The 25249-nt window shown below is 63.7% G+C and carries 26 protein-coding genes, 1 tRNA gene, 1 pseudogene and 2 riboswitches; of the genes and pseudogenes, 12 read left to right on the top strand and 16 right to left on the bottom strand.

All coding sequences use genetic code 11. The features are described from left to right. The first annotated feature begins 131 nt into the window (after positions 1 to 131). From fdxA to ACR65N_RS19290, 3 genes are all read left to right on the top strand, one after another. Positions 132 to 470, top strand: a complete 339-nt coding sequence (gene fdxA / locus ACR65N_RS19300) for a ferredoxin FdxA (protein ID WP_430307664.1) — start codon at positions 132 to 134, stop codon at positions 468 to 470. Between the two features lie 365 nt (positions 471 to 835). Beyond that, the gene (locus ACR65N_RS19295; protein WP_430307763.1) at positions 836 to 1405 is read left to right on the top strand and encodes a CarD family transcriptional regulator; all 570 of its coding nucleotides are present in this window, start codon (positions 836 to 838) and stop codon (positions 1403 to 1405) included. Positions 1406 to 1708: 303 nt separating this feature from the next. Next, complete coding sequence (locus tag ACR65N_RS19290) at positions 1709 to 2572, top strand: RNA polymerase factor sigma-32 (protein ID WP_430307663.1); 864 nt, start codon at positions 1709 to 1711, stop codon at positions 2570 to 2572. Positions 2573 to 2666: 94 nt separating this feature from the next. On the opposite strand, the gene ACR65N_RS19285 is transcribed toward ACR65N_RS19290, so the two are convergent. The 8 genes from ACR65N_RS19285 to ACR65N_RS19250 form a co-directional block, all read right to left on the bottom strand. Beyond that, positions 2667 to 4124, bottom strand: a complete 1458-nt coding sequence (locus tag ACR65N_RS19285) for a M48 family metalloprotease (protein ID WP_440458307.1) — start codon at positions 4122 to 4124, stop codon at positions 2667 to 2669. 300 nt (positions 4125 to 4424) lie between these two features. After that, positions 4425 to 5141, bottom strand: a complete 717-nt coding sequence (locus tag ACR65N_RS19280) for a thiamine ABC transporter ATP-binding protein (protein WP_440458306.1) — start codon at positions 5139 to 5141, stop codon at positions 4425 to 4427. Then, positions 5138 to 6799, bottom strand: a complete 1662-nt coding sequence (thiP, locus tag ACR65N_RS19275) for a thiamine/thiamine pyrophosphate ABC transporter permease (RefSeq protein ID WP_440458305.1) — start codon at positions 6797 to 6799, stop codon at positions 5138 to 5140. The genes ACR65N_RS19280 and thiP overlap by 4 nt, the downstream gene beginning before the upstream one ends. 4 nt (positions 6800 to 6803) lie before the next feature. After that, the gene (gene thiB / locus ACR65N_RS19270; RefSeq protein WP_440458390.1) at positions 6804 to 7793 is read right to left on the bottom strand and encodes a thiamine ABC transporter substrate binding subunit; all 990 of its coding nucleotides are present in this window, start codon (positions 7791 to 7793) and stop codon (positions 6804 to 6806) included. A gap of 65 nt (positions 7794 to 7858) precedes the next feature. After that, positions 7859 to 7959, bottom strand: a riboswitch (TPP riboswitch). 48 nt (positions 7960 to 8007) lie between these two features. Beyond that, entirely contained in the window at positions 8008 to 8472 is a 465-nt protein-coding gene (locus tag ACR65N_RS19265; protein ID WP_440458304.1) for a response regulator, read from the bottom strand. A gap of 138 nt (positions 8473 to 8610) precedes the next feature. Further along, positions 8611 to 10434 (bottom strand): ABC-F family ATP-binding cassette domain-containing protein, encoded by a 1824-nt coding sequence (locus tag ACR65N_RS19260; RefSeq protein WP_440458303.1) that lies wholly within the window; start codon positions 10432 to 10434, stop codon positions 8611 to 8613. Between the two features lie 8 nt (positions 10435 to 10442). Further along, positions 10443 to 11096 carry a thiamine diphosphokinase gene (locus ACR65N_RS19255; protein WP_440458302.1) on the bottom strand — a complete coding sequence of 218 codons (654 nt, stop codon included), beginning with the start codon at positions 11094 to 11096 and terminating at the stop codon, positions 10443 to 10445. 113 nt (positions 11097 to 11209) lie between these two features. Continuing rightward, complete coding sequence (locus ACR65N_RS19250; protein ID WP_430307656.1) at positions 11210 to 11347, bottom strand: hypothetical protein; 138 nt, start codon at positions 11345 to 11347, stop codon at positions 11210 to 11212. Between the two features lie 418 nt (positions 11348 to 11765). Between ACR65N_RS19250 and ACR65N_RS19245 the strand changes: the two genes are divergently transcribed. The 4 genes from ACR65N_RS19245 to ACR65N_RS19230 all read left to right on the top strand — a co-directional run bounded on the left by ACR65N_RS19245 (position 11766) and on the right by ACR65N_RS19230 (position 16027). Further along, positions 11766 to 12605 (top strand): AAA family ATPase, encoded by an 840-nt coding sequence (locus ACR65N_RS19245; protein ID WP_440458300.1) that lies wholly within the window; start codon positions 11766 to 11768, stop codon positions 12603 to 12605. 56 nt (positions 12606 to 12661) lie between these two features. Continuing rightward, a riboswitch (SAM riboswitch) is annotated at positions 12662 to 12739 on the top strand. A 64-nt stretch (positions 12740 to 12803) separates the two neighbouring features. Beyond that, positions 12804 to 13724, top strand: coding sequence for a homoserine O-acetyltransferase MetA (metA, locus tag ACR65N_RS19240; RefSeq protein ID WP_430307654.1), 921 nt, complete (start codon positions 12804 to 12806; stop codon positions 13722 to 13724). 12 nt (positions 13725 to 13736) lie between these two features. Beyond that, positions 13737 to 14918: a vWA domain-containing protein gene (locus tag ACR65N_RS19235; RefSeq protein WP_440458299.1), complete on the top strand. Its 1182-nt coding sequence runs from the start codon at positions 13737 to 13739 to the stop codon at positions 14916 to 14918. A gap of 83 nt (positions 14919 to 15001) precedes the next feature. Then, entirely contained in the window at positions 15002 to 16027 is a 1026-nt protein-coding gene (locus ACR65N_RS19230) for an aldose epimerase family protein (protein WP_440458389.1), read from the top strand. A 13-nt stretch (positions 16028 to 16040) separates the two neighbouring features. On the opposite strand, the gene speB is transcribed toward ACR65N_RS19230, so the two are convergent. Beyond that, on the bottom strand, positions 16041 to 17096 hold the full coding sequence (speB, locus tag ACR65N_RS19225) for an agmatinase (RefSeq protein WP_440458298.1): 1056 nt from the start codon (positions 17094 to 17096) through the stop codon (positions 16041 to 16043). A 180-nt stretch (positions 17097 to 17276) separates the two neighbouring features. Here speB and ACR65N_RS19220 point away from each other — a divergent pair, with 180 nt between their 5' ends. After that, complete coding sequence (locus tag ACR65N_RS19220) at positions 17277 to 18458, top strand: aminotransferase (protein ID WP_440458297.1); 1182 nt, start codon at positions 17277 to 17279, stop codon at positions 18456 to 18458. On the opposite strand, the gene ACR65N_RS19215 is transcribed toward ACR65N_RS19220, so the two are convergent. The 7 genes and pseudogenes from ACR65N_RS19215 to ACR65N_RS19185 form a co-directional block, all read right to left on the bottom strand. Then, positions 18459 to 19037 (bottom strand): exopolysaccharide biosynthesis protein, encoded by a 579-nt coding sequence (locus tag ACR65N_RS19215; RefSeq protein ID WP_430307760.1) that lies wholly within the window; start codon positions 19035 to 19037, stop codon positions 18459 to 18461. 207 nt (positions 19038 to 19244) lie between these two features. Then, positions 19245 to 19736 (bottom strand): annotated as a pseudogene (locus ACR65N_RS19210) (DUF2076 domain-containing protein); the annotation flags it as partial. A 12-nt stretch (positions 19737 to 19748) separates the two neighbouring features. Then, positions 19749 to 19871: a hypothetical protein gene (locus ACR65N_RS19205; RefSeq protein WP_440458296.1), complete on the bottom strand. Its 123-nt coding sequence runs from the start codon at positions 19869 to 19871 to the stop codon at positions 19749 to 19751. A 24-nt stretch (positions 19872 to 19895) separates the two neighbouring features. Next, positions 19896 to 20606 carry a Bax inhibitor-1/YccA family protein gene (locus tag ACR65N_RS19200; RefSeq protein ID WP_430307649.1) on the bottom strand — a complete coding sequence of 237 codons (711 nt, stop codon included), beginning with the start codon at positions 20604 to 20606 and terminating at the stop codon, positions 19896 to 19898. 19 nt (positions 20607 to 20625) lie between these two features. Then, the gene (locus tag ACR65N_RS19195; protein WP_430307648.1) at positions 20626 to 21399 is read right to left on the bottom strand and encodes an anti-sigma factor family protein; all 774 of its coding nucleotides are present in this window, start codon (positions 21397 to 21399) and stop codon (positions 20626 to 20628) included. Continuing rightward, positions 21386 to 21937 carry a sigma-70 family RNA polymerase sigma factor gene (locus ACR65N_RS19190; protein ID WP_440458295.1) on the bottom strand — a complete coding sequence of 184 codons (552 nt, stop codon included), beginning with the start codon at positions 21935 to 21937 and terminating at the stop codon, positions 21386 to 21388. Before ACR65N_RS19190 ends, ACR65N_RS19195 begins: the two co-directional genes overlap by 14 nt. A gap of 315 nt (positions 21938 to 22252) precedes the next feature. Further along, a tRNA-Gly gene (locus tag ACR65N_RS19185) sits at positions 22253 to 22327 on the bottom strand. 358 nt (positions 22328 to 22685) lie between these two features. Between ACR65N_RS19185 and ACR65N_RS19180 the strand changes: the two genes are divergently transcribed. From ACR65N_RS19180 to ACR65N_RS19165, 4 genes are all read left to right on the top strand, one after another. Next, complete coding sequence (locus tag ACR65N_RS19180; protein ID WP_440458294.1) at positions 22686 to 23207, top strand: prolyl-tRNA synthetase associated domain-containing protein; 522 nt, start codon at positions 22686 to 22688, stop codon at positions 23205 to 23207. Positions 23208 to 23261: 54 nt separating this feature from the next. Then, a complete protein-coding gene (gene trxA / locus ACR65N_RS19175; RefSeq protein WP_440458293.1) occupies positions 23262 to 24254 on the top strand; it encodes a thioredoxin in 993 nt (330 codons plus the stop codon). A 128-nt stretch (positions 24255 to 24382) separates the two neighbouring features. After that, complete coding sequence (locus ACR65N_RS19170) at positions 24383 to 25051, top strand: LON peptidase substrate-binding domain-containing protein (protein ID WP_440458292.1); 669 nt, start codon at positions 24383 to 24385, stop codon at positions 25049 to 25051. An 8-nt stretch (positions 25052 to 25059) separates the two neighbouring features. Next, a complete protein-coding gene (locus tag ACR65N_RS19165; RefSeq protein WP_430307643.1) occupies positions 25060 to 25248 on the top strand; it encodes a Trm112 family protein in 189 nt (62 codons plus the stop codon). Position 25249: the final 1 nt, after the last annotated feature.

Below are 25249 nucleotides of genomic sequence, written 5' to 3'. Positions count from 1 at the left end.
ACCAGGGGCAAACGCATTACCTCACTGTCGCAACGCCGGACTTGTCGGCTGCTCGATCGGCTGGATTTGGCGTGTCTGCCAATCATTCGTCCGACAGCCTGCCGCAAATTCGTGACATTCTGGAGTGCCTCATGACGTATGTCGTGACCGACAATTGCATCCGCTGCAAATATACCGACTGCGTCGAAGTATGCCCGGTCGACTGCTTCTACGAAGGCGAGAACTTCCTGGTCATCCATCCGGACGAGTGCATCGACTGTGGCGTCTGCGAGCCCGAATGTCCGGCAGAGGCGATCAAGCCGGATACCGAACCGGGTCTGGACAAGTGGCTGAAGGTCAATGCCGATTACGCCCAGGTCTGGCCGAACATCACCGTCAAGCGTGATGCCCTGCCGGAAGCCAAGGAAATGGACGGCGTCAGCAACAAGTTCGAGCAGTATTTTTCGACGGAGCCCGGCAAGGGCGACTGACCGGTGCAGGCTTCGCTACGTCGCTGCTTGTCGATTAGGCAGCGATTCGATCGTTGCATCTGAGCATCTGCGAAAGCAAATCATTGATTTCTGCCTATTTTTGTGGTAGACAATAGAAACTGTTCCACAAAGCGGCATTCGCGTGCCCAAAAACATCACGAAAGCACCAGAGCATCCTGCGCGGTTCCCGTGACAAAGCCAATTTTTGGATCTTGTCGTCGCTGATCGCGATGGATGTTGTTTTCGCGCGCGTTTGGTCGGACCAGTATGGAGTCACCTGACGGTTCCCCCGTCTCATCCGGGCCTGACTGACCCGGCCCCGGCACATGGATTGCCGAGTGCGTAACAGGGAGTTTGTTAAACGAATGACGACCCAGCAGAAAAAATCTTCAGCACGCCACGGCTTCAAGACCGGCGAATCGATCGTATATCCCGCGCATGGCGTAGGCACTATCACGGCGATCGAGGAACAGGAAGTGGCTGGAATGAAGCTCGAGCTGTTCGTGATTGATTTCGAAAAGGACAAGATGCGCCTGAAGGTGCCGGTCGCCAAGGCGGTCAGCATTGGTATGCGCAAGCTGTCCGAGACTGATTTCGTCGAGCGTGCATTGAAGGTTGTCCAGGGCAAGGCGCGCGTCAAGCGGACGATGTGGTCGCGCCGCGCTCAGGAATACGACGCGAAGATCAATTCGGGCGATCTGATCTCCATCGCCGAAGTGGTGCGCGATCTGTATCGTGCTGAAAACCAGCCGGAGCAGTCCTATTCTGAGCGCCAGCTGTACGAAGCGGCTCTCGATCGCATGGCGCGCGAAATCGCGGCAGTCAACAAGATGTCCGATACGGAAGCGGTTCGTCTGGTCGAAACCAACCTTGCCAAGGGTCCCAAGCGCAACAAGGTCCTCGACGAAGAAGAATCCCACGAGGAAGCCGCATAAGCTGCTGCTTTCCTGTTTCAATTCAAAGAACCCGGCTCAGGCCGGGTTTTTTTGTGGGAACTTTTGCTCCTGCCGCGCGTTGATCCGCCGGTGCGGCGAGACAGTCTGAGGTGCCTCAGGAGCTTTCGTGGTGCCGGACTATCAAGGGGACGCATGCGTGAAGCCGGCGCCCCATGCAGAATGAAGGGGAGCCAAAAGCCTGCTTATCTCGTGTCGTACCTGCTGTCTCTGTCCAAGAGTTCAACAGGAGCAGCATCGGACGAAGGCTTTTGCCGGGTCACACAGTCTCATGGAGAGAGCGCGATGAATGCCATGTCCGCAGACCGCACGATGATCAAGATTGCCATGTCGGCACCTTATCTTGCGCGTGAGGAGGAGCGCGACCTGGCTGTCCGCTGGAAGGATGACCAGGACCAGGATGCGCGCAACCAGATCGCTCTGGCGCATATGCGTCTCGTGATCGCCATGGCTTCCAAGTTCCGCGGCTTCGGCCTGCCGATGAGCGACCTCGTACAAGAGGGTTATGTAGGGCTGCTGGAGGCGGCGGCAAGGTTCGAGCCAGCCCGCGACGTGCGTTTTTCTACCTATGCAAGCTGGTGGATCCGGGCTTCCATGCAGGATTACATCCTGCGCAACTGGTCGATCGTCCGCGGTGGTACCAGTTCGGCCCAGAAGGCGCTGTTCTTCAATCTTCGCCGCCTGCGTGCCAAGCTGTCGCGTGGCGACAGCAATCTCGGCGCCCGCGAGATCCACGAGGAGATCGCCACGGCACTGGGCGTCAGCGTCGCTGACGTGCAGACCATGGACGCGCGACTGTCCGGCAATGACGCCTCTCTCCAGGCGCCATCGATTGCCGGTGATACCGACAGCGTCGAACGGCTCGACATGCTGGAAAGCGGAGAGCCGCTGCCGGACGAGCAGGTTTCCGGGATGATCGACGGCGAGCGCCGGGTCAAGTGGCTGCAGGGCGCACTTACCAAGCTCAACGAGCGCGAGAAGAAGATCATCCACGCCCGCCGGCTGACCGACGACGGCGCGACGCTCGAGGCTCTCGGCGCGGAACTCGGCATTTCCAAGGAACGCGTGCGCCAGATCGAAAGCCGGGCGATCGAGAAGCTGAAATCGGCGCTGGTCACCATCAACCCGCAGATGGCAATGGTCTGCTGAGCAGGCACCCGTACCGGCGGCCGGACTGGCCGCCGAAACTCGCTGCCGAAACTCGTTGCAGCACCTGCCTAGCCCGGTGGCCCGGGCAGGCTTCTTATTCGGAAATGATCTTGACGCGCTGGCCGGGCGACAATGCCGCCCCTGATGGCAGCGCATTGATCAGTCTGAACAGGTCGACCTTGCGGTCGGTCCCCATCATCCTCGCCGACATGGTGGTCAGGTTGTCGCCCGGCGCAACCGTCACCACGCGCACGCGCAGCGGCTTCAGCTGGGCGATTTCCTGCGGCGTCATGCTGCGGAAGGTGTTGCGCAAAATGTTGGCGGTCGTCTCCAGCGACTGGTTGCCCTTTGGCACCGCAGTCAGGAAGCGGAAGATCTGCTTGTCCTGCCGGATCACCGTCACATCGAAATCCCAGCGCTCGGCCGATGCCCTAGCAGTGGCCGCCTGCAGGCCGTTCACCGTCGTCTCGCGCACCGTTTCCGGCAGAAGGCCGGCAACCCAGCCGCTCGTCAGGTAGTTGGTGAGGCTCTGCTCGGTTTCAGCCTTGACGCCGTCAAAGCGGATCGCCGTCTCGTCCGGCCCGGTCGCCAGCACGGCTTCGGCCTTGTTGTCGATGCGGAAGCCTTCCGGCACGTCGAAGCGGATGCCGAGCCCTGCATGCAAGAAGGTCTCGTTGCGCACATAGCCTTCTTCCGGGCTGTCGCCATAGAGAAGTCCGTCGATCCCGGTCAGATAATAGTCGCGGCCGCGATCGCCGAAGGTGCCTTCCTGGCCGAAAGCGCGCGCGTGCTGGCGGGCAAGCTCGACGCGCTGCGGCGCATTCGGATGGCTCGACAGGAAGTCGAGGCTCTGGTCGTTGTCGGGGTCGACGGCCGAATAGCGGGCATAGGCGGCCATCGAGTCAAGGAAGCGCGCCGCGGAATAGGGGTCGTAGCCGGCCTCGCCGAGCATGCGCACGCCGATCACGTCTGCCTGCAGCTCCTGCTGGCGGGAGAAGGCGGCGAGCCTCAGCTTGCCGCGTGCCAGTGCCTGCTTGCCGGCGAGATCGCTGGACAGCACCTCGGCGACCACGCGGCTGGCGATGACTTCCGCTTCCTCGCGCTTCTGGCGCTCGATGCCGTGGTTGGCGGTGACGTGGCCCATCTCGTGCGACAGGACGGCCGCCACTTCGGAGGCGTCGTTGGCCAGCGCCAGCAATCCGCGTGTGACGTAGAGATAGCCGCCCGGCAGCGCAAACGCGTTGATCGCCGGCGAGTTGAGAATGGTGATACGGAACGACTGCGTGGGATTTTCGGAGACGGCGGTCAGAGCACCTGCAATGCGGGCGACCAGCCTCTCGGTCTTTGCGTCATGATATTCTCCGCCGTAGCTTGCAACGATGCGCGGATGCTCGCGCGCACCCATTTGCGCACGCGGATCGTTCTTCTGCACCTGATCGACGATCTGCGGGGTCGATGAAGGCTTGACGTCTGGCTTGTAGGTCTGCTCCAGCACCGACTGGCAGCTGGACAGCGCCGTCGCTGCGATCAGCAGGGATATGAGCGTGCGCATGCGGGCGCCCCTGAGCCGGGTGCCGGCCGAAGCTGCTTTGTGGCCGGTTTGGCCACTTCCTGCGATATCGATCCGTCTGCTTGGAAACGTCATTCTTTCACGCTCGCCATCCGGCATGTCGCGGCATCTGCCTTCCCGCCGCTGTCTCCTGACCGTCACTACGGATGGCTGATTGGCTCGCCGAATTGCCTCGTTCCCCATTTAAGTAGAACATGTGTGGCTGCAAGCAATCGTCCCGCCTATTTCGCATCGCGGCATGGCACTGACCCAAGTCTAAAATGTGGCGGAGTGGTTGAGGCTTTATGAAGAGCCGACGAATCTGGCGATTCCCGGATCTTCGCTGTGCAGCATAAACACGTCCTTCGGCGCCTGGAAGCGGATAGTGCCGTCGGCGATGTAGATGACGCTGTCGGCGAGCCGCTTCACTTCCTCCACGTCGTGCGTCACCACGAGCACCGTCATCTGCGTCTCGCGGTGAAGATCGAGCAGGAGTTCGGCCATCGACCGGCGCAGCGCCGGATCGAGCGCCGCGAACGGTTCGTCGAGCAGAAGCAGCGGTCGATGCCGGACCAGCGCCCGGGCAAACGCCACCCTCTGGCGCTCACCGCCGGACAGCGTTCCCGGCCGCCGCCTCTCGTATCCGGCAAGTCCGACACGCTCGAGCGCCGAGGAGACCCTGCGTCTGCCCGCCTCGTCGAGCCGCAGGCCCGGATGGACGCCGAGGCCAACATTCGCATAGACGTCGAGATGGGCGAAGAGATTGTTGTCCTGGAAGATGACGGAAAGCGGCCGTTCGCCCGGATGCCGGCTCGTCATCTCCTCTCCACCGATCAGCACGCGGCCCTCATCCGGCGTCTGGAAGCCGGCGACGAGGTTGAGAAGCGTCGACTTGCCGGATCCGGATGCGCCGGTGATGGCGGTGATTTCGCCTGCCGGAAATGCGCAGTCGAAGTGAAACGATGCAGTGCCGAGCCGCAGCCTCACGTCTTTCAGTTCGACGGCTGGTATTTCACTCATCTGCCGTCCTCACGATCCTGATCGCCGGTTGCGATGTCCGACCGTCGGTTGTTGTCTGCGGCGCCGGCCGTCCCCAGTGCCGTCAATGCGAGGCAAACGACGCCGAGAATGAGGGCAAGGCCATCGGCGTCATTGGTGCGGTAGCTGCCCATGCGGCTGTAGACCAGCCATGGCAGCGTCGTCAGGTCCTGCGATCCGAACAGCGCCACGGCGCCGAGATCGCCGAGCGACAGCGCCATGGCAAAGGACAGCGCCATCAGAAGTGGCCGGCGCAGCACCGGCCAGTCGACCAGCCGCCAGCGCGCAGCGCCTGAGATCCCCAGACTTGCCGCCAGCCGATCGGTGCATCTGGCATGTGTCTGGTAGGCCGGCTCCAGGATGCGCACGACGAAGGGCAGTGCCATCAGCATGTTGATGGCGACGATCAGCGCCGGAGCGACACGCGCAACATCGGTGTAAGGCCGCACCAGCAGGAACCAGCCGGTTCCGAGCACCACCGGCGGCACCAGGAGAACCAGCGAGGAGAGGCCGGCAAGAACCCCCGAGAACAGCGCCTGAAACCGGGCAGGCTTGCGCCTGTCGACGATCGCGGCGCGAGCAAGCACGATGCCGGAGGCCACAAGGATGGCCAAGGTCCCGGCCGCCAGAGCAATGGCCAGACTGGTCACGGCCGCCTGGCGGAAGGACGGCATGGTCAGCAGTCGCCAGAGATCGGCCTTCAGGCCAGCAGTTACGATCGCCGACAGCGGCAGGATCAGGAAGACCGTGGCAAGCAGGATCGCCAGCCCGTCCCAGACCCGGCTGCCGAGCCCTTTGCCATCAAAGCGCTGTGGCGCGCGCCCCTCTCCGCCGCCCGTCACGTCGGCTGCAGGAAGACGGCTGATGGCAATCAGAACGCAGGCGGTCAGCGCAATCTGCAGCAGCGACAGCGCGACAGCCCGCGGTGGATCGAAATCGAAGCGCAGCGCCTGGTAGATCGCCACTTCCAGCGTCGTTGCCGCCGGGCCGCCGCCCAGCACCAGCACCAGCGTAAAGCTCGTGGCGCAGAGCATGAAGATGAGGCCTGCGGCTCCGGGCAGGGTACGGGTGAGGGCAGGCGCTTCGATGAAGCGAAAGGTCGACCAGGAGCCCATGCCGAGACTGGCCGAAAGACGCCAGGTTTCCGTCGGCAAGCGCTCAAGGCCGGCCAGCATCAGCCGGCAGGCAAGCGGCAGGTTGAAGAAGACATGCGCAAGCAGGATGCCGCCCAACCCGTAGATGCCGATCGGCTGTTCGAGCCCGAGTAGCGCCAGCATGCGGTTCAGCAGGCCCTGGCGTCCGAAGATGCCGATCAGGCCGAGCGCGCCGATCAGTACCGGCAATCCCATGGGCACGGCCATCAGCCGGAGGATCCAGATGCGGCCGGGAAACGCCGGCCGGCGGCCGAGCGCCAGCACGACGGGGATCGCCAGGCCAACGGAGAGAAGTGTGGAGAGCACCGCCTGCAGCACGGTAAAGCGCAGCAGGCTCAGCGTGTAGCTGTCGAAGATGGCGCGCCCGGGCATTGCCGGCGAAGCGGAAACCAGGGCGATGCTGGGCGCCAGGATGAAGACCGCGACCGTAGCAAAGCTCGCCGCGCCTGCGGCAAGTCCCCGGCCTCGCTCCCCCGCCGTCAGCATCGGCCTACTTCATGCTCATCGCGGACAGCCATTCGCGGATCCACGCCTGGCGGTTGGCGGCCACCTCGTTGGGGCTCATCATCAGCGTCTTCTGCGGCTGCACGAGCCTCCCGAACGCTTCCGGCAGTGCTTCATCCGTGGCAGCGGCCGGCATCATCCAGTTGGTGGTCGGGATGATCGCCTGGAAGTCCGGCGACAGGGTGAAGGCGAGGAAGGACCGGGCAAGATCCTTGTTCTGCGAGGATGTGAGGATCCCCGAGACTTCGACCTGGATGTAGTGCCCCTCGTCGAAGGCGGCGGCCTGGTAGCGATCGGTGTTTTCCTCGACCATGTGATAGGCCGGCGAGGTGACGTAGGAGAACACCATCGGTGCCTCGCCCTTGGTGAACAGGCCATAGGCTTCCGACCAGCCCGGCGTCACGGTGAGGATGCGGTTCTTCAGCTTGGCCCAGGCGGCCGGGGCCTCGTCGCCATAGATGGAGCGGATCCAGAGAAGCAGGCCGAGGCCCGGCGTCGACGTGCGCGGATCCTCGATGACGATCTTCTGGTTCGGGTCGCCCTCGACGAGGTCCTTCAGGCTGCGCGGGGGGTTCTTAATCGTCTCTGTATCGTAGACGATGGCGAAGTGACCGTAGTCATAGGGCACGAAGACCTCATCGGCAAAGCCGCCCGGAACCTTCGCAGCAGAGGTATCGATGCCGTGCGCCTCGAAGAGGCCGGTCTGCTTGGCTTCGGCAATGAGGTTGGTATCCAGCCCCAGCGCGACGTCGGCGGTGGAGGTGGTGCCTTCGAGCTTCAGCCGGGTCAGCAGCGCCACGCCGTCGGCGACACCGACGAAGTTGACCGTGCAGTCGCAGGTCTTCTCGAAGGCCTGCTTGACCTTCGGGCCGGGACCCCACTCGGAGATGAAGCTTTCATAGGTGTAAACGGTCAGCGTCTTCTTCTCGGCGGCAGTGGCCGGAGCCGAAAGGCCGAGAGCTGCAAGCAATGCCATGGCAATGATCTGGGATCCGCGCATCAGCGCCTCCTTGTTCTTTTCAAAACGGGGAATAGGCGCTGAAGATCGAGCCGTCTAATCCCTCCGCCGGTGTTAACCGGATCAGGTTCCGCGGGTTGGCAAAAGCCTCTCAGCCATGGATATGGCACCCCGTTAGAGCAGGCGGAGATGTAGCCGGATGGCGGGCGCTTGGCAAGCACCGCCTCGGGTGTCAGTGCGGCTGCAAGTGGTGGACGTGCCGGAAGATCTGCAGGTCGCGCGGCACTGCGGCGATGCCGCCAAGACGATTGGCGAGAGCGTAATCGAGCGTCTCCTCGATCGAGTGCGGCATGACCGGCTTGGTGAGGACGCCGAGAGAGCCGTTCGGGTGCCCCTCGAGCTGTTCCGGATTGGCGGTCATGAAGATCACCGTCACGCCGAAACGTTCGGCAAGCTCGCGGCCGATCGACGGGCCGGTCGGGCCGTCAGACAGGTTGACGTCGACGAGGGCAATATCCGCATTTGGAGCAAGCGACAGGGCATGCATCCGGCCGCTGGCAAAGCCGCTCACCGTCAACCCCATGCTTTCCACTGTGTCGGCGACGTCGAGAGCGATGAGAAATTCGTCCTCGACGATCATGACCCGTTGTTTCATGGCTGCATCTTCCAGCCGACGACGCACTACATTTGCCGACATGGGACATCCCTCTGTTGAACACGCACCTGAACAATCTCTGTACCAAGTGTCGACCGAACGTGCCATTTCGGGAAATGTTCCGGCACGGGGCCAGATTTATTAGCACTAACTCTTTGTTAAGTATAACAAACTGTTAGGTTAGCCTTCGAGCTCCTCGCGCAGCATCTCCAGTTCCAGCCACTCTTCCTCCATCGCCGTCAGTTTTGCGCGCAGCTTTTCGAGCTCCGCGGCCAGGCGGTTGAAGGCTGCCGGGTCCTTGGTGAACAGGCTGGCATCAGCCATCTTCGCCTCGCGCTGATCAATATCTGCCTGCACCTTCTCCATCTCCTTGGGAAGGCTTTCGAGCGCGAATTTCTGCTTGTAGGAGAGCTTCACCTTCGACTTCGGCGTATCGGATGCAGGTGCCGCGGCGCTGGCGGTATCTGCCTTCGCCCGCTCCACCCGGCGCTTCTCGTCGAGCGCGCCCTTGCGCTGCGCCATCATGTCCGTGTAGCCGCCGGCATATTCGATCCAGCGGCCGTCCGGCGCCTCGGGATTTGCCGGCGCGATGGTCGAGGTGACGGTGCGGTCGAGGAAATCGCGGTCGTGGCTGACGAGGATGACGGTGCCGTTGAAGCCGGCGACGATTTCCTGCAGCAGGTCCAGCGTTTCGATGTCGAGGTCGTTGGTCGGCTCGTCGAGGATGAGCAGGTTCGACGGCCGGGCCATGATCCGCGCCAGCATCAGGCGGGCGCGCTCGCCGCCCGACAGGTTCTTGATCGGCGTGCGCATCTGCTCCGGCTGGAACAGGAAGTCTTTCATGTAGCCGGCCACGTGGCGCTGCTCGCCGTTCACCAGCAGGCTCTCGCCGCGTCCGTCGGTCAGGTAGTGCGCCAGCGTGTCGTTAAGATCGAGATCCTCGCGCTTCTGGTCGAGCGTTGCGATCTCGAGATTGGTGCCAAGCTTGATGATGCCGCTGTCGGGCTCCAGTTGGCCCGTCAGCATCTTCAGCAGCGTCGTCTTGCCGGCGCCATTGGGGCCGACGAGACCGATCCGGTCGCCGCGATGCACGCGGATGGAGAACGGCGCGACGATGGTCCGGTCGCCATAGGCCTTGGTGATGGCCTCCGCCTCGATCACCAGCTTGCCGCTTTCCTTGCCCTCTGAGGCCGAGGCCTGGATGGTGCCCTGCGGTCCCTGATGGCCACGGTAGTTGGAGCGCAGCGTCTGCAGGTTGCCGAGCCGGCGCATGTTGCGCTTACGCCTGGCCGTCACGCCGTAGCGCAGCCAGTGCTCCTCGCGCTCGATCTGCTTGCCGAGCTTGTGCTGCTCCAGCTCCTCCTCTTCCAGCACCTTGTCGCGCCATTCCTCGAAATAGCCGAAGCCGCGGTCGAGCCGGCGCGCCGTTCCGCGATCGAGCCAGACGGTGGCAGTCGAGACCTTTTCCAGGAAGCGACGGTCATGGGAGATCAGCACCAGGGCGCTGCGGCTCTTCTGCAGCTCGCTTTCCAGCCATTCGATCGTCGGCAGGTCGAGATGGTTGGTCGGCTCGTCGAGCATCAGGATGTCGGGTTCCGGCGCCATCACGCGGGCTAGCGCCGCGCGCCGGGCTTCGCCGCCCGACAGCCGGTTCGGATCTTCCTGGCCGGTCAGGCCCAGATGGTCGAGCAGATAGGTAACACGGTAGGCGTCGTCGCCGGGGCCAAGGCCCGCCTCGGCATAGGCCTGGACGGTCTGATAGCTGCCGAAGTCGGGTGCCTGCTCCAGATAGCGGATGGTCGCCGACGGATGGCGGAACACCTCGCCGGACTGGGATTCGACGAGGCCCGCGGCAATCTTCATCAGCGTTGACTTGCCGGAGCCGTTGCGGCCAACGAGGCAGATGCGGTCGCCCGGCTCCACCTGCAGATTGGCGCCGTCGAGCAGCGGCGCGCCGCCGAAGCTCAGCCTGATGTCGTCGAGCTTGAGGATGGGAGGTGCCATTCGGTCGTCTAGACTCCGCTGAGGTCGTAGGGTCTGGCGAGCAGGATCGCCCGGCCGCTCTTCAGCGTCACGGAGATCGGCCCGTCTGCTAGATTGGATATGGTGCGCGACGACCCGAAGGTCAGCGAAAAATCGGTGAGCGGATAGCGCGCATTGCGGATCGTCAGGCCTTCGAGTGCCGTGAAGCCGAGCACCGAGAACAGCGCACCTTGCGGCAGGTCGAGTTCCAGCCGGTCGCCGCCGGTCATCGGATAGGCTTCCTCGTCACCGGACGAGAGCATCACCTCGTAGCCGTCCTCGACCAGGCCGAGACCGTTGAGGTAGTGCTGCAGTGCATGGTCGGAACGTTCGCCGCCCAGGGCCCCGGCAAAGATCAGCCGGGTGGCGCCCCGGGCGATGGCTTCGGCGACGGCGATTTCACCATCGGTCGCCGCCTTCGATGCCGGGTAGGTGCGGCGCTCGATATCCGGCCACATGCGGCTCAGTGCCGCGTCGCTGCTGTCGAAATCGCCCACCCAAAGCTCCGGCTTCAGCCGCAGGCCCTGCGCATGGCGCATGCCGCTGTCGGCGGCAATGACCCTCGTTCCATCGACAAGCGCACGCAGCCGATCGGTGAGGGTCAGGTGGCCGCCCAGAAGGATGGTGAAGGAGGATGAACTCATGGCCTGCCCTTAGCGCATCTTCAGGCAAAAGGGAAAGGCCGAAGACGCGGTGACGGGGGGCGCGAAGGACGCGGCGGCTATCGCCGCGGCCGATGTCGGGATGGATAGGAACGCTAGCGCTTCTTCGGGGCGGCGGCTTCGGCGCCCTTCAGCTGGGTGGTGAAGGTGGAAGTCGGCGCTGCGGCGGCCTTCGTCTTGTCCTTCTTCGGTTTGCGCACTTCGCGGTTCGAACGTACCTGACCTTTGGCCATTGATCTTGTCCTTGTGGCCCGGCTCCATCTGCGGAGGGGCGTTGCGGGGGGGTAGCAAGCTGTATCGGATGTGGTGGCGGATCGGTTTGTCGAGGGCGGCGGGCAGCCCGTCTTTCTCAGAGACTGGTTTCCGGGACTGGCTATCCGAGAGTGACATCCCTGTCCGGAGTGGCTGTCGGCCGCATCGATTGGCTGATCGGAAGAAGAAGGCTGGCGGCACGCAAGGCTTCGGCCGCCGCTCCGGGGCGACCTTCGGCTGGCCCTGCGATGTCTCGTGACCTTCTGCCAGATTCGCAGATCGGCTGCGGAATACAAGCGCAATCTTGTGGCCGCAGGCGTCCGGACGCCGCTTGCGGACCCGGTGCCGGCTGATTACCTTCCGCCCAGGCCTTTCGAACCCTGCAGGAGCATCCACCGCATGCAGTTTACCGGTACCGCGGACTACATCGCCGACAAGGACCTGATGGTCGCGGTCAATGCAGCGATCCGCCTCGAGCGGCCGCTGCTGGTGAAGGGCGAGCCAGGTACCGGCAAGACCGAACTGGCGCGGCAGGTGGCGGCGGCGCTCGATCTGCCGATGATCGAGTGGAACATCAAGTCGACGACCAAGGCGCAGCAGGGGCTCTATGAATACGACGCAGTGTCGCGGCTGCGAGACAGCCAGCTCGGCGATGCGCGGGTGAACGCGGTGTCGAACTACATCCGCCAGGGCAAGCTGTGGCAGGCCTTCTCCTCGGACACCAAGGTGGTGTTGCTGATCGACGAGATCGACAAGGCAGACATCGAGTTCCCCAACGACCTTCTGCAGGAACTCGATCGCATGGAGTTCCACGTCTACGAGACGGGCGAGACGGTGAAGGCCAAGGTCCGGCCGATCGTCATCATCACCTCCAACAACGAGAAGGAGCTGCCCGACGCGTTCCTGCGCCGCTGCTTCTTCCATTACATCCGCTTTCCGGATGCCGAGACGCTGTCGCGGATCGTCGACGTCCATTATCCCGGCATCAAGCAGACCCTCGTGCGCGCCGCACTCACCCAGTTCTACGAGATCCGCGAGACTGCGGGTTTGAAGAAGAAGCCGTCGACTTCGGAGGCGCTCGACTGGATCCGGCTGCTGGTGTCGGACGACGTCGATCCCGAGACGCTGCGCGGCGACGTCAAGAACGCACTGCCGAAGCTGCACGGCGCATTGCTGAAGAACGAGCAGGACGTGCATCTCTTCGAGCGCATGGCGTTCATGGCAAGGCGGGAGCGATAGGTGGCAAGGCCGGACATCCCGATTGATTGACCTTCGGCTGCGAAAGGCCTATTGAGGACACTCTTCGTGGTGATTTGGCCGGCCGGCTTGCAGCCACGTTAAAAAAGTCGCTAAAGGGCCGCGAGAAGATGTGAAACCTTCCACGGACCGGTCGCGACCATTCGCTGCCGGTTTTTCTGTTTTTGTAGGTTCGAGCCCATGCCGATCAAGATCCCCGATACCTTGCCCGCCTTCGACGCACTGGTGAACGAGGGCGTGCGGGTGATGACCGAGACCATGGCCGTGCGGCAGGACATCCGTCCGCTGCAGATCGGCCTGCTCAACCTGATGCCGAACAAGATCAAGACGGAAGTGCAGATGGCTCGCCTTGTCGGAGCCTCGCCGCTGCAGGTCGAATTTTCGCTGGTGCGGATCGGCGGCCACAAGGCCAAGAACACCTCGGAAGAGCACCTGCTGTCGTTCTACCAGACATGGGAAGAGGTGAAGGACCGCAAGTTCGACGGCTTCATCATCACCGGCGCCCCGGTCGAGATGCTTCCCTACGAGGAAGTCACCTATTGGGAGGAGATGCGGCAGATCTTCGACTGGACCGACACCCATGTCCATTCGACCCTCAACGTCTGCTGGGGCGCGATGGCCGCCATCTATCATTTCCACGGCGTGCCGAAGCACGAGCTGAAGGAAAAGGCGTTCGGCGTCTACCGGCATCGCAATCTCTGCCCGTCCTCCATCTATCTCAACGGCTTCTCCGATGATTTCCAGGTGCCCGTGTCACGCTGGACGGAAGTCCGCCGCGCCGACATCGAAAAGGTCCACGGACTGGAAATCCTGATGGAATCGGAAGAGATGGGCGTCTGTCTCGTTCACGAGAAGAAGGGCAACCGGCTCTACATGTTCAATCACGTCGAGTATGATTCCACCTCGCTGGCGGACGAATATTTTCGCGACGTGAATGCCGGCATTCCGATCAAGATGCCGTACAACTACTTCCCGCATAACGATCCGGCACTGACGCCACAGAACCGCTGGCGCAGCCACGCGCATCTGCTGTTCGGCAACTGGATCAACGAGCTCTACCAGACCACGCCTTACGATCTGGAGCAGATCGGCACGCGGTAGCAAGGACCCGGCATGTTCATCCCCTTCTTCCTGAAGCTGAAGGACGCCAGGGTCCCGGTCACGCTGCGGGAATTCCTGGACCTTCTGGAGGGTATGGAGGCCGGACTTGCCGATTTCGATGTCGAGGCCTTCTACTTCCTCGCCCGCGCCGCGCTGGTGAAGGACGAGCGTCACATCGACCGCTTCGACCAGGTGTTTTCCACCCATTTCAGTGGTCTTGAGGCCATCTCCGGCATTGAAGTCAGCGAGTCGGAGCCGCTGCCGGAGGAGTGGCTGCGCAAGCTTGCGGAACGGCACCTGAGCGCCGAGGAGAAAGCGCTGGTCGCTTCGCTCGGCGGCTTCGAGGCGCTGATGGAGATGCTGAGGAAGCGGCTTGAGGAGCAGCAGGGCCGCCATCAGGGCGGTTCGAAGTGGATCGGCACGGCCGGCACATCTCCGTTCGGGGCCTATGGCTACAATCCGGAAGGCGTGCGCATCGGCCAGAAGACGTCGCGGCATCGCCGGGCGGTCAAGGTCTGGGACAGCCGCGAGTTCCGCGATTTCGACGATGCCCGCGAGATCGGCACCCGCAACATCAAGGTGGCGCTGAAGCGGCTGCGCCGCTGGGTGCGCGAGGGTGCCGCCGACGAGCTTGACCTCCCCGGCACCATCCGCTCGACCGCGGAGCACGGCTATCTCGATGTGCAGACGCGTCCGGAGCGGCGCAATTCGGTGAAGCTGCTGATGTTCTTCGATGTCGGCGGATCGATGGACGATCACGTGGCCGAGGTGGAGGAGCTGTTTTCGGCAGCCCGCTCGGAGTTCCGGCACCTGGAGCACTTCTACTTCCACAACTGCCTCTACGAGAGCGTCTGGCGCGACAACCGCCGCCGCTCGACGCGCCTGCCGGTCACCGAAATCCTGCGGACCTACGGGCCTGACTATCGGATCATCTTTGTCGGCGACGCGACGATGAGCCCTTACGAGATCAGCCATCCCGGCGGCTCGGTGGAGCACTGGAACAAGGAGGCCGGCGAGGTGTGGATGGGCCGGATGACCGCGCATTTCCGGCGTGTCGCCTGGATCAATCCGGTCGCCGAGCCACAGTGGGATTTCACCCAGTCGGCCATTCTCATGCGGCGCATCCTCGACGGGCGGATGTACCCGCTGACGCTTTCCGGGCTGGAGCAGGCAATGCGCTCCCTCTCCCGCTGAGCGTATTTCAAGGATTGCGAAGGAACCGGTTTTGGCGCAGTTTGCGCCGCGCCAGATCGGTGAGAAGACTGAGGACAGGACGGATAAGCATGGCAACGCAAGGTGAAATCTTCGGCACGACGGCTGCGGGCGAAACGGTGTACCGGGTGAAGATTTCCGGCGGCGGCCTGACCGCCCATGTGATGACCTGGGGCGCCGTTATCCAGGATCTGCGGCTGGAAGGTCACGAGGCGCCGCTGGTGCTGGGCTTTGCCACGTTCGACGATTATCCCCAGTATTCCTCCTATTTCGGTGCAACGCCGGGCCGGGTCGCCAACCGCATCGGCCATGGACGCTTCACGCTCGACGGCAAGCAATACCAGCTCGATCTCAACCAGCACGGCACGACACATCTGCACGGCGGTAGCGACGGTCTCGGCAAGACCAACTGGACGATTGTTGCCCATTCCGACAACAAGGTGATCCTGCAGGTCACCGACACGGACGGCCGCGGCGGCTATCCCGGCAACTGCACCGTCACCGCCACCTATGAGCTGAAGGACGACGGCGTGCTCAGCGTCATCTACGAGAGCGTTACCGATCAGCCGACGCTCGCCAACATCTGCCAGCACACCTACTTCAACCTCGACGGCCGCGAGGATATCCTCGGCCACGACATCATGATCGCTGCCGATCACTATCTGGAGCTCGACGAGGAGCAGGTGCCGACGGGCGTGCTGGTTCCGGTCGAGGGCACGCCGATGGATCTGCGCCAGCTCGGCCCTGTCCGCCGGAGCGGCGAGGACGGTGCGCAGGTCGATTTCGATCACAATTTCTGCCTGTCGGCAAATCGAACGGAAAAGCGTTCCGTTGCACTGGTGCGCAGCGTCAACTCCGGCGTCTCGCTGGAAGTGCGCACCACAGAGCCGGGCGTTCAGCTCTATTGCGGCTTCAAGCTGAAGCCGACGGTGCCGGGGCTCGGCGGCGCGGCCTATCATCCCTATGGCGGGCTCTGCCTCGAGACACAGATCTGGCCGGATGCCATCAACCACGACGGCTTCCCCAACGCCATCCTGCGGCCCGGCGAGGTGCTGCGCCAGGAGACCGACTACGTGTTCGCCAAGAGCTGAGGCGCGTCGTCCTCTAAGCCTTCCCGGTGATGGCCGGGCTGAACACCATCAGGCTGAGGATCTCGAACAGCACCTGCGCGCCGGCATGGGCGGTATTGGTCGTCGCGTCATATTGCGGCGCGACCTCCACCACATCGGCGCCGACGAGGTTGATGCCCTTCAGGCCGCGGATGAGTTCCAGCACTTCGCGCGTCGTCAGGCCGCCGACCTCCGGCGTGCCGGTGCCCGGCGCGAAAGCCGGATCGAGACTGTCGATATCGAAGGAAAGATAGGTCGGGCCGTCGCCGACGATCGCCTTCGCCCTGTCCATGATCGCCGGAATGCCAAGCCCCGTTATCTCCTCGGCATGGATCACGGTCATGCCGCTCTCGTAGGAAAACTCCCAGAGATACTCGGCCGATCCGCGAATGCCGATCTGCACGGTGCGCGTCGGATCGAGAACGCCGTCCAGCACCGCGTTGCGGAAGGGGCCGCCGTGGTGGAACTTCGTCTGGTCGAAGCCACCGCTGGTATCGCAGTGGGCGTCGATGTGGATCATGCCGACGGGTCGGTGCTTGCCCACCGCCTTCATGATCGGATGGGTAATCGAATGGTCGCCGCCGACGGCAAGCGGGATCACGCCGGCATCGACGATCTGGTTGAAGCGCTTCTCGATGTCGTCGTGGCTCATCTCCAGCCGGTAGCGGCTGCGGAACGGCACGTCGCCGATATCCGCGACGCGCAGGTCGTGGACCGGGGCGCAACCGAGGACATGGTTATAGGGTCCGATGCGCTCGATGCTGCGCAGAGCCCGGGGGCCGAAACGCGAGCCGGGGCGGTTGGTGACGCCGAGATCCATCGGTACGCCGGTGATTGCTACCTGCAGGTCGCCGAAATCGGGACTGTCCGCCTCGACCGTCCGGTAGGGCGCCGACAGGAAGGTCGGCACACCCGCATAGGGTGCGGCACGCGTGCCGTTGCTGAAGATCTTCTCGCCCACCTTTGCGAAAGCCGGGTCGAAGATCTCGCCGCCTTCGCTGCTGCCGTACTTTTCCCGCAGCGCCGCCAGTTTGTCTGCATCCAGGCTCATCTTCTGCTCCCATGCCGCTGTCGGCCATACCGCGCAAACCCATATGCGCAATCGCCGTGCATCGCCGGCCGCTGCCTTCGTTTTGCGCAGTATCGGCGCAAATGGCGCGTGAAATCAATTGACAATCGGCCTGCCTCCACCGTTAGTCGGCGCGTTCAATCTCATCGCAGGCCGCCCTCCATGCCCTTGTCCTCCCCCGCCTTCAACCCGCTCGTCGCCCGGATCTCGCCGCCTCCCGTGCCGTCCGTCCAGGCCTGGGCGCGCGCCTATGACGGCGCCAAGGGGCCACTGATCGACCTGTCGCAGGCGGTTCCCGGATACCCGGCGCATCCGGCCATGCTCGGACTTCTGGGCGAAGCGGCGTCATCGGCCGCCTATACCGGCTACGGCCCGATCGAAGGCGAGACGGTCCTGCGCACTGCCTATGCGGCGCATGTCTCGCTGGTCTACGGCGCCGATCTGTCGGCCGATACCATCCACATCACCTCGGGCTGCAATCAGGCGTTCATCTGCGCCGCCATGGCGGTTGCCGGCGCCGGTGACACGGTGCTGATGACGGAGCCCTTCTACTTCAACCACGAAACCACGCTTTCGATGCTCGGCATCCGCACAAGCTTCGTCGCCTGCGGTGCCGACAACGGCTTCCTGCCGACATTGGAGGACGTGGCGGCTGCGTTGACGCCGCAGGTGAAGGCACTGGCGCTGGTGTCACCCAACAATCCGACGGGCGCCGTCTACCCGCCGGCGCTGATCGGCGAGATCTTCGCGCTTTGTCAGGCACGCGGCGTCTGGCTGATTTTCGACGAGACCTACCGTGATTTCCTGCCGGATGCGCATCAGGCGCCGCATGCCCTATTCGGCGAGAGCGGATGGCAGGATGGCTTCGTCTCGCTCTACAGCTTTTCGAAGAGCTTCTGCATTCCCGGCCACCGGCTGGGCGCCATCACTGCCGGACCCGGATTCGTGGCGCAGGTCGCCAAGATCATGGACAACCTGCAGATCTGTGCACCGCGCTCCGCCCAGGCCGCCGTTGCGCAAGCCCTGCCGCTGCTGACCGACTGGCGGGAAGACAACCGGTTGGAGATCCTGCGCCGTGCCGAAGCACTCAGATCGGCGATGTCGGGGCTGCCGCAGTGGCAGCTGGCGGCGGTCGGCGCCTATTTCGCCTTCGTTCGCCATCCGTTTCCCGGCATAGATTCGGCAACCGTCGCTGAAGCGCTGGCGAGACAGGTCGGCGTTTCCTGCATTCCGGGCGGCTATTTCGGGCCGAGCCAGGAGGACTTCCTGCGGTTCGCGTTTGCCAATGCCGACGCGGCGGGCATTGGTCGCCTGGCCGAGCGGCTGAGCGGCTTCACGCTCTGATCAGGAAAACACAGTCACCAGCAAGTAGATGAGGCTTTTCAGCAGCGCATAGGCGACGCCGGCGACCAGAAACAGCGAGACGATGCCGAGCACGACGCCGGCAAGGATCCACAGCCCGTCCTTTTCCAGGATGCCGAAGGCGATCAGGCAGATGCCTAGCGCCGGCAGCATGTTGCCAAGCGGGATTGGCAGCGCCAGCACGATCGCCAGGATAAGACAGAAGCAGCCGATCAGGCGTTCGGCCACCGGCGACGTGAGGAACGAGAGCCGCGGCTTCAGCATGCGTTCGGCTCTGGCGATCCAGGGTCCGGTTCTGCCGATCATCGCGGCAAAGTCGGTGCGCAGCATCGAACGGCCGGCGATCAGCTTCGGCAGCCAGGGTGCGCGGCCGAGCGCCATCTGCGCCGACAGGAAGACCAGCGGAATGCCGAGGATCGCCGAGGTGCCGGGCGGCGTCGGAATGGTGTTGGGCATGGCGAAGATGAACAGCAGCGCGCCGAAGGCGCGATCCTGCATCAGCAACAGGAGATCGGAGACGAAGATGCGCGCCCGGCTCGGATCGTCCGCTAGGCTCCGCAGCATCTCGGAAAAGCTGCGGCCGGCGGCAGTACCGGATGCGGGATCGTCTTCGTCCGGCGCATCGGAACGCGGAACAGGCGGCTGCGGGTAAAGGTCCATCTGTCAGAGGACCGTCTGAAACGATAGGCGGGAAGGGGTCATGGAAATGGCCATGTCACAAGAACATGGCCATTTCGTTACGGATTGCGATCGGCAGTGCGTTGACGATCAGAATTCCATGTCGTCCATGCCGCCATCATCCATGGCCGGCTCTTCGGCGGGAGCGGCAGGCTCGGCCGGTTCGGCCGCCTGCGCCTCGTTGCCGCCCATCATCCCGGCAATCGCGCTGCCCAGCAGCACGCCACCGGCAACGCCCATGGCCGTCTGCGCTGCACCAGCCAGGAAGCCGCCACCGCGCGATGGCTGGCCCTGGCCGTAGCCGGGGCCGAAGCCTTGCGCCGGCTGGCCGCCCCAGGGATTGCGGGGACCCGCCTGCGGCTGCATCGGAGCCATCCCGGGTGTCATTCCTGGCGCCATGCCCTGTGCCCGCATCGCGCCGGGTGCCTGCCGCTGCGGCTGCGAACCGCTGCCGAAGATACCCGAGAAGAAGCCGCCGCCCGAGGCCGGACGGGCCGAAAGCTGGTATTCCAGCTCCTCGATCCGCCGCTGCGCCTCTTCCAGCGCCTGCTCCTGAACGACGATCGTCTGCGCCATGAAGTAGGGTGCGCCCGGCTAGGCATTGATGCGGTCGCGGATCAGGTGCTCCGCGTCCGGATCGCGCGGCCCGGACTGGCTCTCGACCTGCGAGAGCTTGCCGAACAGCGCTTCAATTGCCTGACGGTCGTTATGGTCCATGAATGTCTCCTGCCTGGCTTCCGGTTACTCTTCGCGCTGGCCGGTAAGGCTCAGCAGCAGCTGGAAGATGTTGACGAAGTTGAGGTACAGCGACAGCGCGCCGAAGACGGCAAGCTTCTGCTGGCTCTCCTGGTCAAAATTCTCGGCGAACTGCTCCTTGATGTTCTGCGTGTCCCAGGCGGTCAGGCCGATGAACACGAAGATGCCGATGATCGAGATGGCAAACTGCAGGGCGCTGGAGCCGAGGAAGATGTTGACCACCGAGGCGATCACCACGCCAATCAGGCCCATCACCAGGAACGAACCGAACTTGGCGAGGTCGCGCTTGGTGACGTAGCCGTAGAGGCTGGTGGCGCCGAACATGGTGGCGGTGATGAAGAAGGTGCGGGCGATGCTGGCACCGGTAAACACCAGGAACACCGAGGCGAGCGACAGGCCCATGACGGCGCAGAAGGCCCAGAAGGTCATCTGTGCGGTCGAGGCGGACATCGTCTGGATCTTGAACGAGAAGAAGAAGACGAAGGCGAGCGGCGCCAGCATCACCACCCACTTCAGCGGGCTGGAGAAGATCGGCACGTAGAGCGCCGGCGTCGAGGAGACGACGAAGGCGACGATGCCGGTAATGACAAGGCCGAGTCCCATGTAGTTGTAGACGCGCAGCATGTGCTTGCGCAGGCTCTCGTCGAGTGCGGCGTGCGACTGGACGGCCGGGTTATAGCCGAAACGCGGATTCATGGCGTACTCCTGTGGTTGTTCAGTAAAGGGAACGGGCGAGGCTTTCGGCCTCGGTCTTCAGTTGGGCGGCGTTCTGCGTATCGGAGACGAGCGCATAGGCCACCTCGCCGATCTGCCAGTAGGAAGCCTCGACGGCATCCTTCTTCACCAGCGACACCGGCTGGACGTTGAAGCTGCCGGGGCGAACGGCAAACAGCGACAGCCGCACATCCTTGCCGTGGCTGATCGCCATCTCGACGCTCGGACCGAAGGCGGAGGGGAAGACCTGCACGTCCTCGACCTTCCAGCCGTCCGGGATCTCGGGCATGACAATCGCCGTTGCCGAACGGATCTCGGTCGGGTCATAGCGCGATGCCTCGGCCTGCGACGTCATCGTCTCGCGCAGCACCGATGTGCCGTGGGCGCGGATGGCCTCCTCGACGAAGGCCGGCGGCGGCACGGAGGCCACCACTTCGGAGACCGTGAACGTGCCGAACTGGCTGCTCAGGCCCCAGCCGGCGGCAACCAGCACCACGGTTGCGGCAAGCCGCTGCAGCGACTGGAAGATCCGGCCGCGCGACAGGGCCGCCTGCAGCCGGCGCGCCGCCTCGCGCGTCTGCGGAAGACCGTGCGGATGCCGCTCGGCCAGCGCCAGGCGCAGTTCGCCCCTGATCGCCAGGTCCGCCATCACCCGTGCGGCAATGTCGGGATGTTCGGACAGATAGGCTTCCACCTCGATGCGGCGTCCGGCATCCAGCTGGTCGTCCACATAGGCTTCCACATCGGCGGCTTGTACCGGATCAACGGCTGTCATCGCGGCCTCCTTCGATCAGTTTGAGATGGCCGGTGCTGTCGGGCAGCTTGCGGCCGCTTTCCTCGAACTCGCGCAGCCGCGCCCTGGCGCGCGACACGCGCGACATCAGCGTGCCAACCGGGATGTTGAGCGTTGCTGCGGCGTCCTGATACGAAAGCCCCTCGATCGCCACCAGGTGCAGCGCGTCGCGCTGTTCCTCGGGAAGGGCGAAGAAGGCGTTGCGCAGCTGCTTCAGCCGGATTGACTGGTCGGGATCCGAATGATGGACTCTTTCAGAGATTTCCGCCGCCGCCTGATGACGTGCGTCGGACGATCGCCTGCGGCGGATGCGGTCGATATGCGTGTTGTGGACGATCGACAGCAGCCAGTTGCGCAGGTTTGCGCCATTGCGGAACGTGCTCTTGCGCTCGAAGGCCCGCACCAGCGCGTCGTGCACCAGATCCTCGGCATCGTCGGGATTGCGCACGAGCGACCGCGCATAGCGGCGCAGTGCCGCCAGCTGGTTCAGGACATCGAAAGGGTGCCGCTTGTCGCTCATGTCCCTGTATACGCGAGCAGGCGCCAGGTTATTCCCGCCATCCTCGAAAAAATCGAGCGGCTTCGTCCTCAGCGAAGCTCCGGCCCGGTCAGTCGAGGAGCGACTCACGCAGCTTCTCCGCCTGGACCAAGTGCCGAGCGGGCATAACGCCATGTCGCTCTGTGAGATGTCGAGGCGCACGGACATCGGTCCCATGCCGGATTGATCGTCCGTCAATGCGAACCCAACCGGTGCGGAAACATCCGCGCCGGTTACGGAAAGCATCGCGCTCCGCAGGAGCGGAATTCGCTTAAACCAATGTGAAATGGAAAAATTTGGAGCGGGCGAAGGGATTCGAACCCTCGACCCCAACCTTGGCAAGGTTGTGCTCTACCCCTGAGCTACACCCGCTCATCAAACCAGCAGCCCGGGGTAGATCGCTGGGCCGTGGGTCGCTCGCTTGCGGCGACGGGCGGTATATGGCCCAACTGATTTTCGAATGCAACAGGGAAATGACATGGAAGCCGAGATTTTTCGGTTCTCCGCGTAACTACCTGTTTTAGCGCGGGTTTTCCAAAAGCAGCGTTCGGGCTTGTGATGCCGGGCCGGTGTGGCCGCCGGTGCTGGCGCCGACGCGCGATGTCGGAAAGCGCCGCAGCCGATGGCGCGGTCCGGCTTGTGGCTGAGCGGCCCCCGTCTCTATAGTGCCGGCCAATGCACCCATCCCCGCGCCCGCCGCGCCTCATCCAGGAAAGCCGCCCTCCACGCCATGACAGACACTGCCTCCGCTCCGACGGCCTGCACCGCCGACGACCTTTTCCGCCTGCTCGACGAGCTTGGCATTTCCCACACGACAAAGACCCATCCGGCGGTGTTTACCGTCGCCGAGTCGGCAGATCTGCGCGACGCGATCCCCGGCGCCCATACCAAGAACCTGTTCGTCAAGGACAAGAAGGACCGGTTCTTCGTCATCACCGTGGAGGAGCATGCGACCGTCGACCTGAAGAGCGTCCACAAGCTGATCGGCGCATCGAGCCGCGTCTCCTTCGGCAGTCCTGAGAAGATGCTCGCCTATCTCGGCGTCGTTCCGGGGTCGGTCACCGTCTTCGGAGCCATCAACGACCGGGACAACGCCGTGACCTTCGTGCTCGATGAGGCGCTGATGGACAGCCACATCATCAACGGCCACCCGCTCACCAACGAGGCCACCACATCGATCGGCCGCGACGATCTCCTGCGATTTCTGGAAGCCACCGGCCACACGCCGCTTGTCTTGAAAGTGACGTCCTGACATACGATCTTTGCGAGCAGATGGCAGGCAGTTAAGCAGTCCCGGGAGATTTCCATGAGCGGTTCCGACAATCCTTACAGCGGCAGCTATGGCGGACAGATGAGCGGCAGCATGAGTTTCGGCAGCCAGCCGCAACAGGCGGCGCCGGCTGCATCGGCATCCGGCCCGGCCGCGCATATCAAGGATACGACGACCGCCGCCTTCCCCAAGGACGTGCTGGAAGAATCGCGCCGCCAGCCGGTGCTGGTCGATTTCTGGGCTCCCTGGTGCGGCCCATGCAAGCAGCTCGCCCCGGCGCTTGAAAAAGTCGTCAACGAGGGCCAGGGCCGCGTCAAGCTGGTCAAGCTCAACATCGATGATCATCCGTCGATCCCCGGCCAGCTCGGTATCCAGTCGATCCCGGCCGTCATCGCCTTCGTCGATGGCCGCCCCGTGGATGGCTTCATGGGCGCCGTGCCGGAAAGCCAGATCCGCCAGTTCATCGACAAGATCGCCGGCCCGCCCGGTGCCGATCAGGCGGCCGAGATCGAGGCCGCGCTCGAGGAAGCCAACGGCCTCCTGCAGGCGGGAGACGTCCAGAATGCGGCCCAGCTCTTCGGCGCCGTGCTGCAGGCCGATCCGGAAAATGCCAAGGCGGCGGCCGGCATGATGGAGTGCCTGATCGCGCTTGGCGAAACCGAGCGCGCCCAGCAGATGCTCGCCTCGCTGCCCGAAGAGCTGTCGTCGGCAGCCCCTGTCCAGGCCGTGGCGTTGAAGCTGCAGCAGATCGAGGAAGCCCGCAAGCTCGGCGATCCGGTGGCACTGGAGCAGCAGCTGGCGCAGAACCCGGACGATCACGCGGCGCGGCTCAACCTGGCGAAGATCCGCAATGTCGAGGGCAAGCGAGACGAGGCGGCCGATCACCTGCTGACGATCATGCGCAAGGACCGCACCTTCGACGACGACGGTGCGCGCCGTCAGCTGGTTCAGTTCTTCGAGACCTGGGGTCCGAAGGATCCAGCGACAGTCACCGCGCGCCGCCGCCTGTCGTCCATCCTGTTTTCCTGAGCGCCTCGGCTTGTCCGCGGCGGGGCACCTGCTTCGTCGCGACAGGCTTACCCGTCTTGCTGAATCGGCTGGATGCACCACATTAGAAACAGAGCTGCAATCAGCCAGCTGACGGGTGGAGAAGGTTCATGCATGTCGGAAATGCACGGTACGTGAAGCGTGAGGATCTGCCGGAGACGATCCCGGTATTTCCGCTGACCGGCGCCCTGTTGCTTCCGGCCGGGCAGTTGCCGCTCAATATCTTCGAGCCGCGCTATCTGGCGATGTTCGATGCGGCGCTCGCCGGCGAGCGGCTGATCGGCATGGTACAGCCGGCGCTCAGCGAACCCGGCGAGGGGTCGCGGCAGGCGTTGGCGCCGGTCGGCTGCATCGGACGCATCACGTCGTTTGCCGAAACCGGCGACGGCCGCTACATCGCCTCGCTCACCGGCGTCTGCCGGTTCCGGGTGATGGACGAGGTCGGCGAGGGCCATCCATTCCGTACCGTCAGCTTCATGCCGTTCATGAGCGACCTGTCGTCGGAGGACGACGAAGCGGCGGTCGATCGGCAGGAACTGCTGCGCGTCTTCCGCGCCTATCTGGATGCCAACAAGCTTGAAGCGGACTGGGAAAGCGTCGAGCGCGCCGGCAACCGTACGCTGGTCAATTCTCTGTCGATGATGTCGCCGTTCGGGGCGGCGGAAAAGCAGGCATTGCTCGAGGCGCCGGACCTGAAGACCCGCGCCGATACGCTGATCGCCATCACCGAAATCCTGCTCGCCAGCGGTTACGGCGACAGCGATACCGTGCTGCAATAGGGATCGCCATGGACGAGAAGCTTTCCAAGGTCGACCCGAAGCTGCTCGATCTGCTGGTCTGCCCGCTCGGCAAGACCCGGCTGGTGCTAAACCGCGAGACCAACGAACTGATCTCGGAGGTCGCGCGTCTCGCCTATCCGATCCGCGATGGCATCCCGATCATGCTGATGTCGGAAGCCCGGCGCATCGAAGACTGAC

This window comes from Rhizobium sp. SAFR-030, from assembly GCF_059415005.1.
This window is presented reverse-complemented; position numbering and strand designations above follow the sequence as displayed.

Excerpts from the sequence above, each read along its gene's own strand:
- ACR65N_RS19250 (WP_430307656.1), bottom strand. The coding sequence starts at position 11,347 with ATGGCCAAAGGTCAGGTACGTTCGAACCGCGAAGTGCGCAAACCGAAG.
- ACR65N_RS19170 (WP_440458292.1), top strand. The coding sequence starts at position 24,383 with ATGCATGTCGGAAATGCACGGTACGTGAAGCGTGAGGATCTGCCGGAG.
- ACR65N_RS19295 (WP_430307763.1), top strand. The coding sequence starts at position 836 with ATGACGACCCAGCAGAAAAAATCTTCAGCACGCCACGGCTTCAAGACC.
- ACR65N_RS19165 (WP_430307643.1), top strand. The coding sequence starts at position 25,060 with ATGGACGAGAAGCTTTCCAAGGTCGACCCGAAGCTGCTCGATCTGCTG.
- trxA (WP_440458293.1), top strand. The coding sequence starts at position 23,262 with ATGAGCGGTTCCGACAATCCTTACAGCGGCAGCTATGGCGGACAGATG.
- ACR65N_RS19205 (WP_440458296.1), bottom strand. The coding sequence starts at position 19,871 with ATGGACCATAACGACCGTCAGGCAATTGAAGCGCTGTTCGGCAAGCTC.
- speB (WP_440458298.1), bottom strand. The coding sequence starts at position 17,096 with ATGAGCCTGGATGCAGACAAACTGGCGGCGCTGCGGGAAAAGTACGGC.
- thiP (WP_440458305.1), bottom strand. The coding sequence starts at position 6,799 with ATGCTGACGGCGGGGGAGCGAGGCCGGGGACTTGCCGCAGGCGCGGCG.
- ACR65N_RS19180 (WP_440458294.1), top strand. The coding sequence starts at position 22,686 with ATGACAGACACTGCCTCCGCTCCGACGGCCTGCACCGCCGACGACCTT.
- ACR65N_RS19235 (WP_440458299.1), top strand. The coding sequence starts at position 13,737 with ATGTTCATCCCCTTCTTCCTGAAGCTGAAGGACGCCAGGGTCCCGGTC.
- ACR65N_RS19260 (WP_440458303.1), bottom strand. The coding sequence starts at position 10,434 with ATGGCACCTCCCATCCTCAAGCTCGACGACATCAGGCTGAGCTTCGGC.
- thiB (WP_440458390.1), bottom strand. The coding sequence starts at position 7,793 with ATGGCATTGCTTGCAGCTCTCGGCCTTTCGGCTCCGGCCACTGCCGCC.
- metA (WP_430307654.1), top strand. The coding sequence starts at position 12,804 with ATGCCGATCAAGATCCCCGATACCTTGCCCGCCTTCGACGCACTGGTG.
- ACR65N_RS19200 (WP_430307649.1), bottom strand. The coding sequence starts at position 20,606 with ATGAATCCGCGTTTCGGCTATAACCCGGCCGTCCAGTCGCACGCCGCA.
- ACR65N_RS19280 (WP_440458306.1), bottom strand. The coding sequence starts at position 5,141 with ATGAGTGAAATACCAGCCGTCGAACTGAAAGACGTGAGGCTGCGGCTC.
- ACR65N_RS19245 (WP_440458300.1), top strand. The coding sequence starts at position 11,766 with ATGCAGTTTACCGGTACCGCGGACTACATCGCCGACAAGGACCTGATG.
- ACR65N_RS19285 (WP_440458307.1), bottom strand. The coding sequence starts at position 4,124 with ATGCGCACGCTCATATCCCTGCTGATCGCAGCGACGGCGCTGTCCAGC.
- ACR65N_RS19220 (WP_440458297.1), top strand. The coding sequence starts at position 17,277 with ATGCCCTTGTCCTCCCCCGCCTTCAACCCGCTCGTCGCCCGGATCTCG.
- ACR65N_RS19190 (WP_440458295.1), bottom strand. The coding sequence starts at position 21,937 with ATGAGCGACAAGCGGCACCCTTTCGATGTCCTGAACCAGCTGGCGGCA.
- ACR65N_RS19290 (WP_430307663.1), top strand. The coding sequence starts at position 1,709 with ATGAATGCCATGTCCGCAGACCGCACGATGATCAAGATTGCCATGTCG.
- ACR65N_RS19255 (WP_440458302.1), bottom strand. The coding sequence starts at position 11,096 with ATGAGTTCATCCTCCTTCACCATCCTTCTGGGCGGCCACCTGACCCTC.
- ACR65N_RS19195 (WP_430307648.1), bottom strand. The coding sequence starts at position 21,399 with ATGACAGCCGTTGATCCGGTACAAGCCGCCGATGTGGAAGCCTATGTG.
- ACR65N_RS19265 (WP_440458304.1), bottom strand. The coding sequence starts at position 8,472 with ATGTCGGCAAATGTAGTGCGTCGTCGGCTGGAAGATGCAGCCATGAAA.
- fdxA (WP_430307664.1), top strand. The coding sequence starts at position 132 with ATGACGTATGTCGTGACCGACAATTGCATCCGCTGCAAATATACCGAC.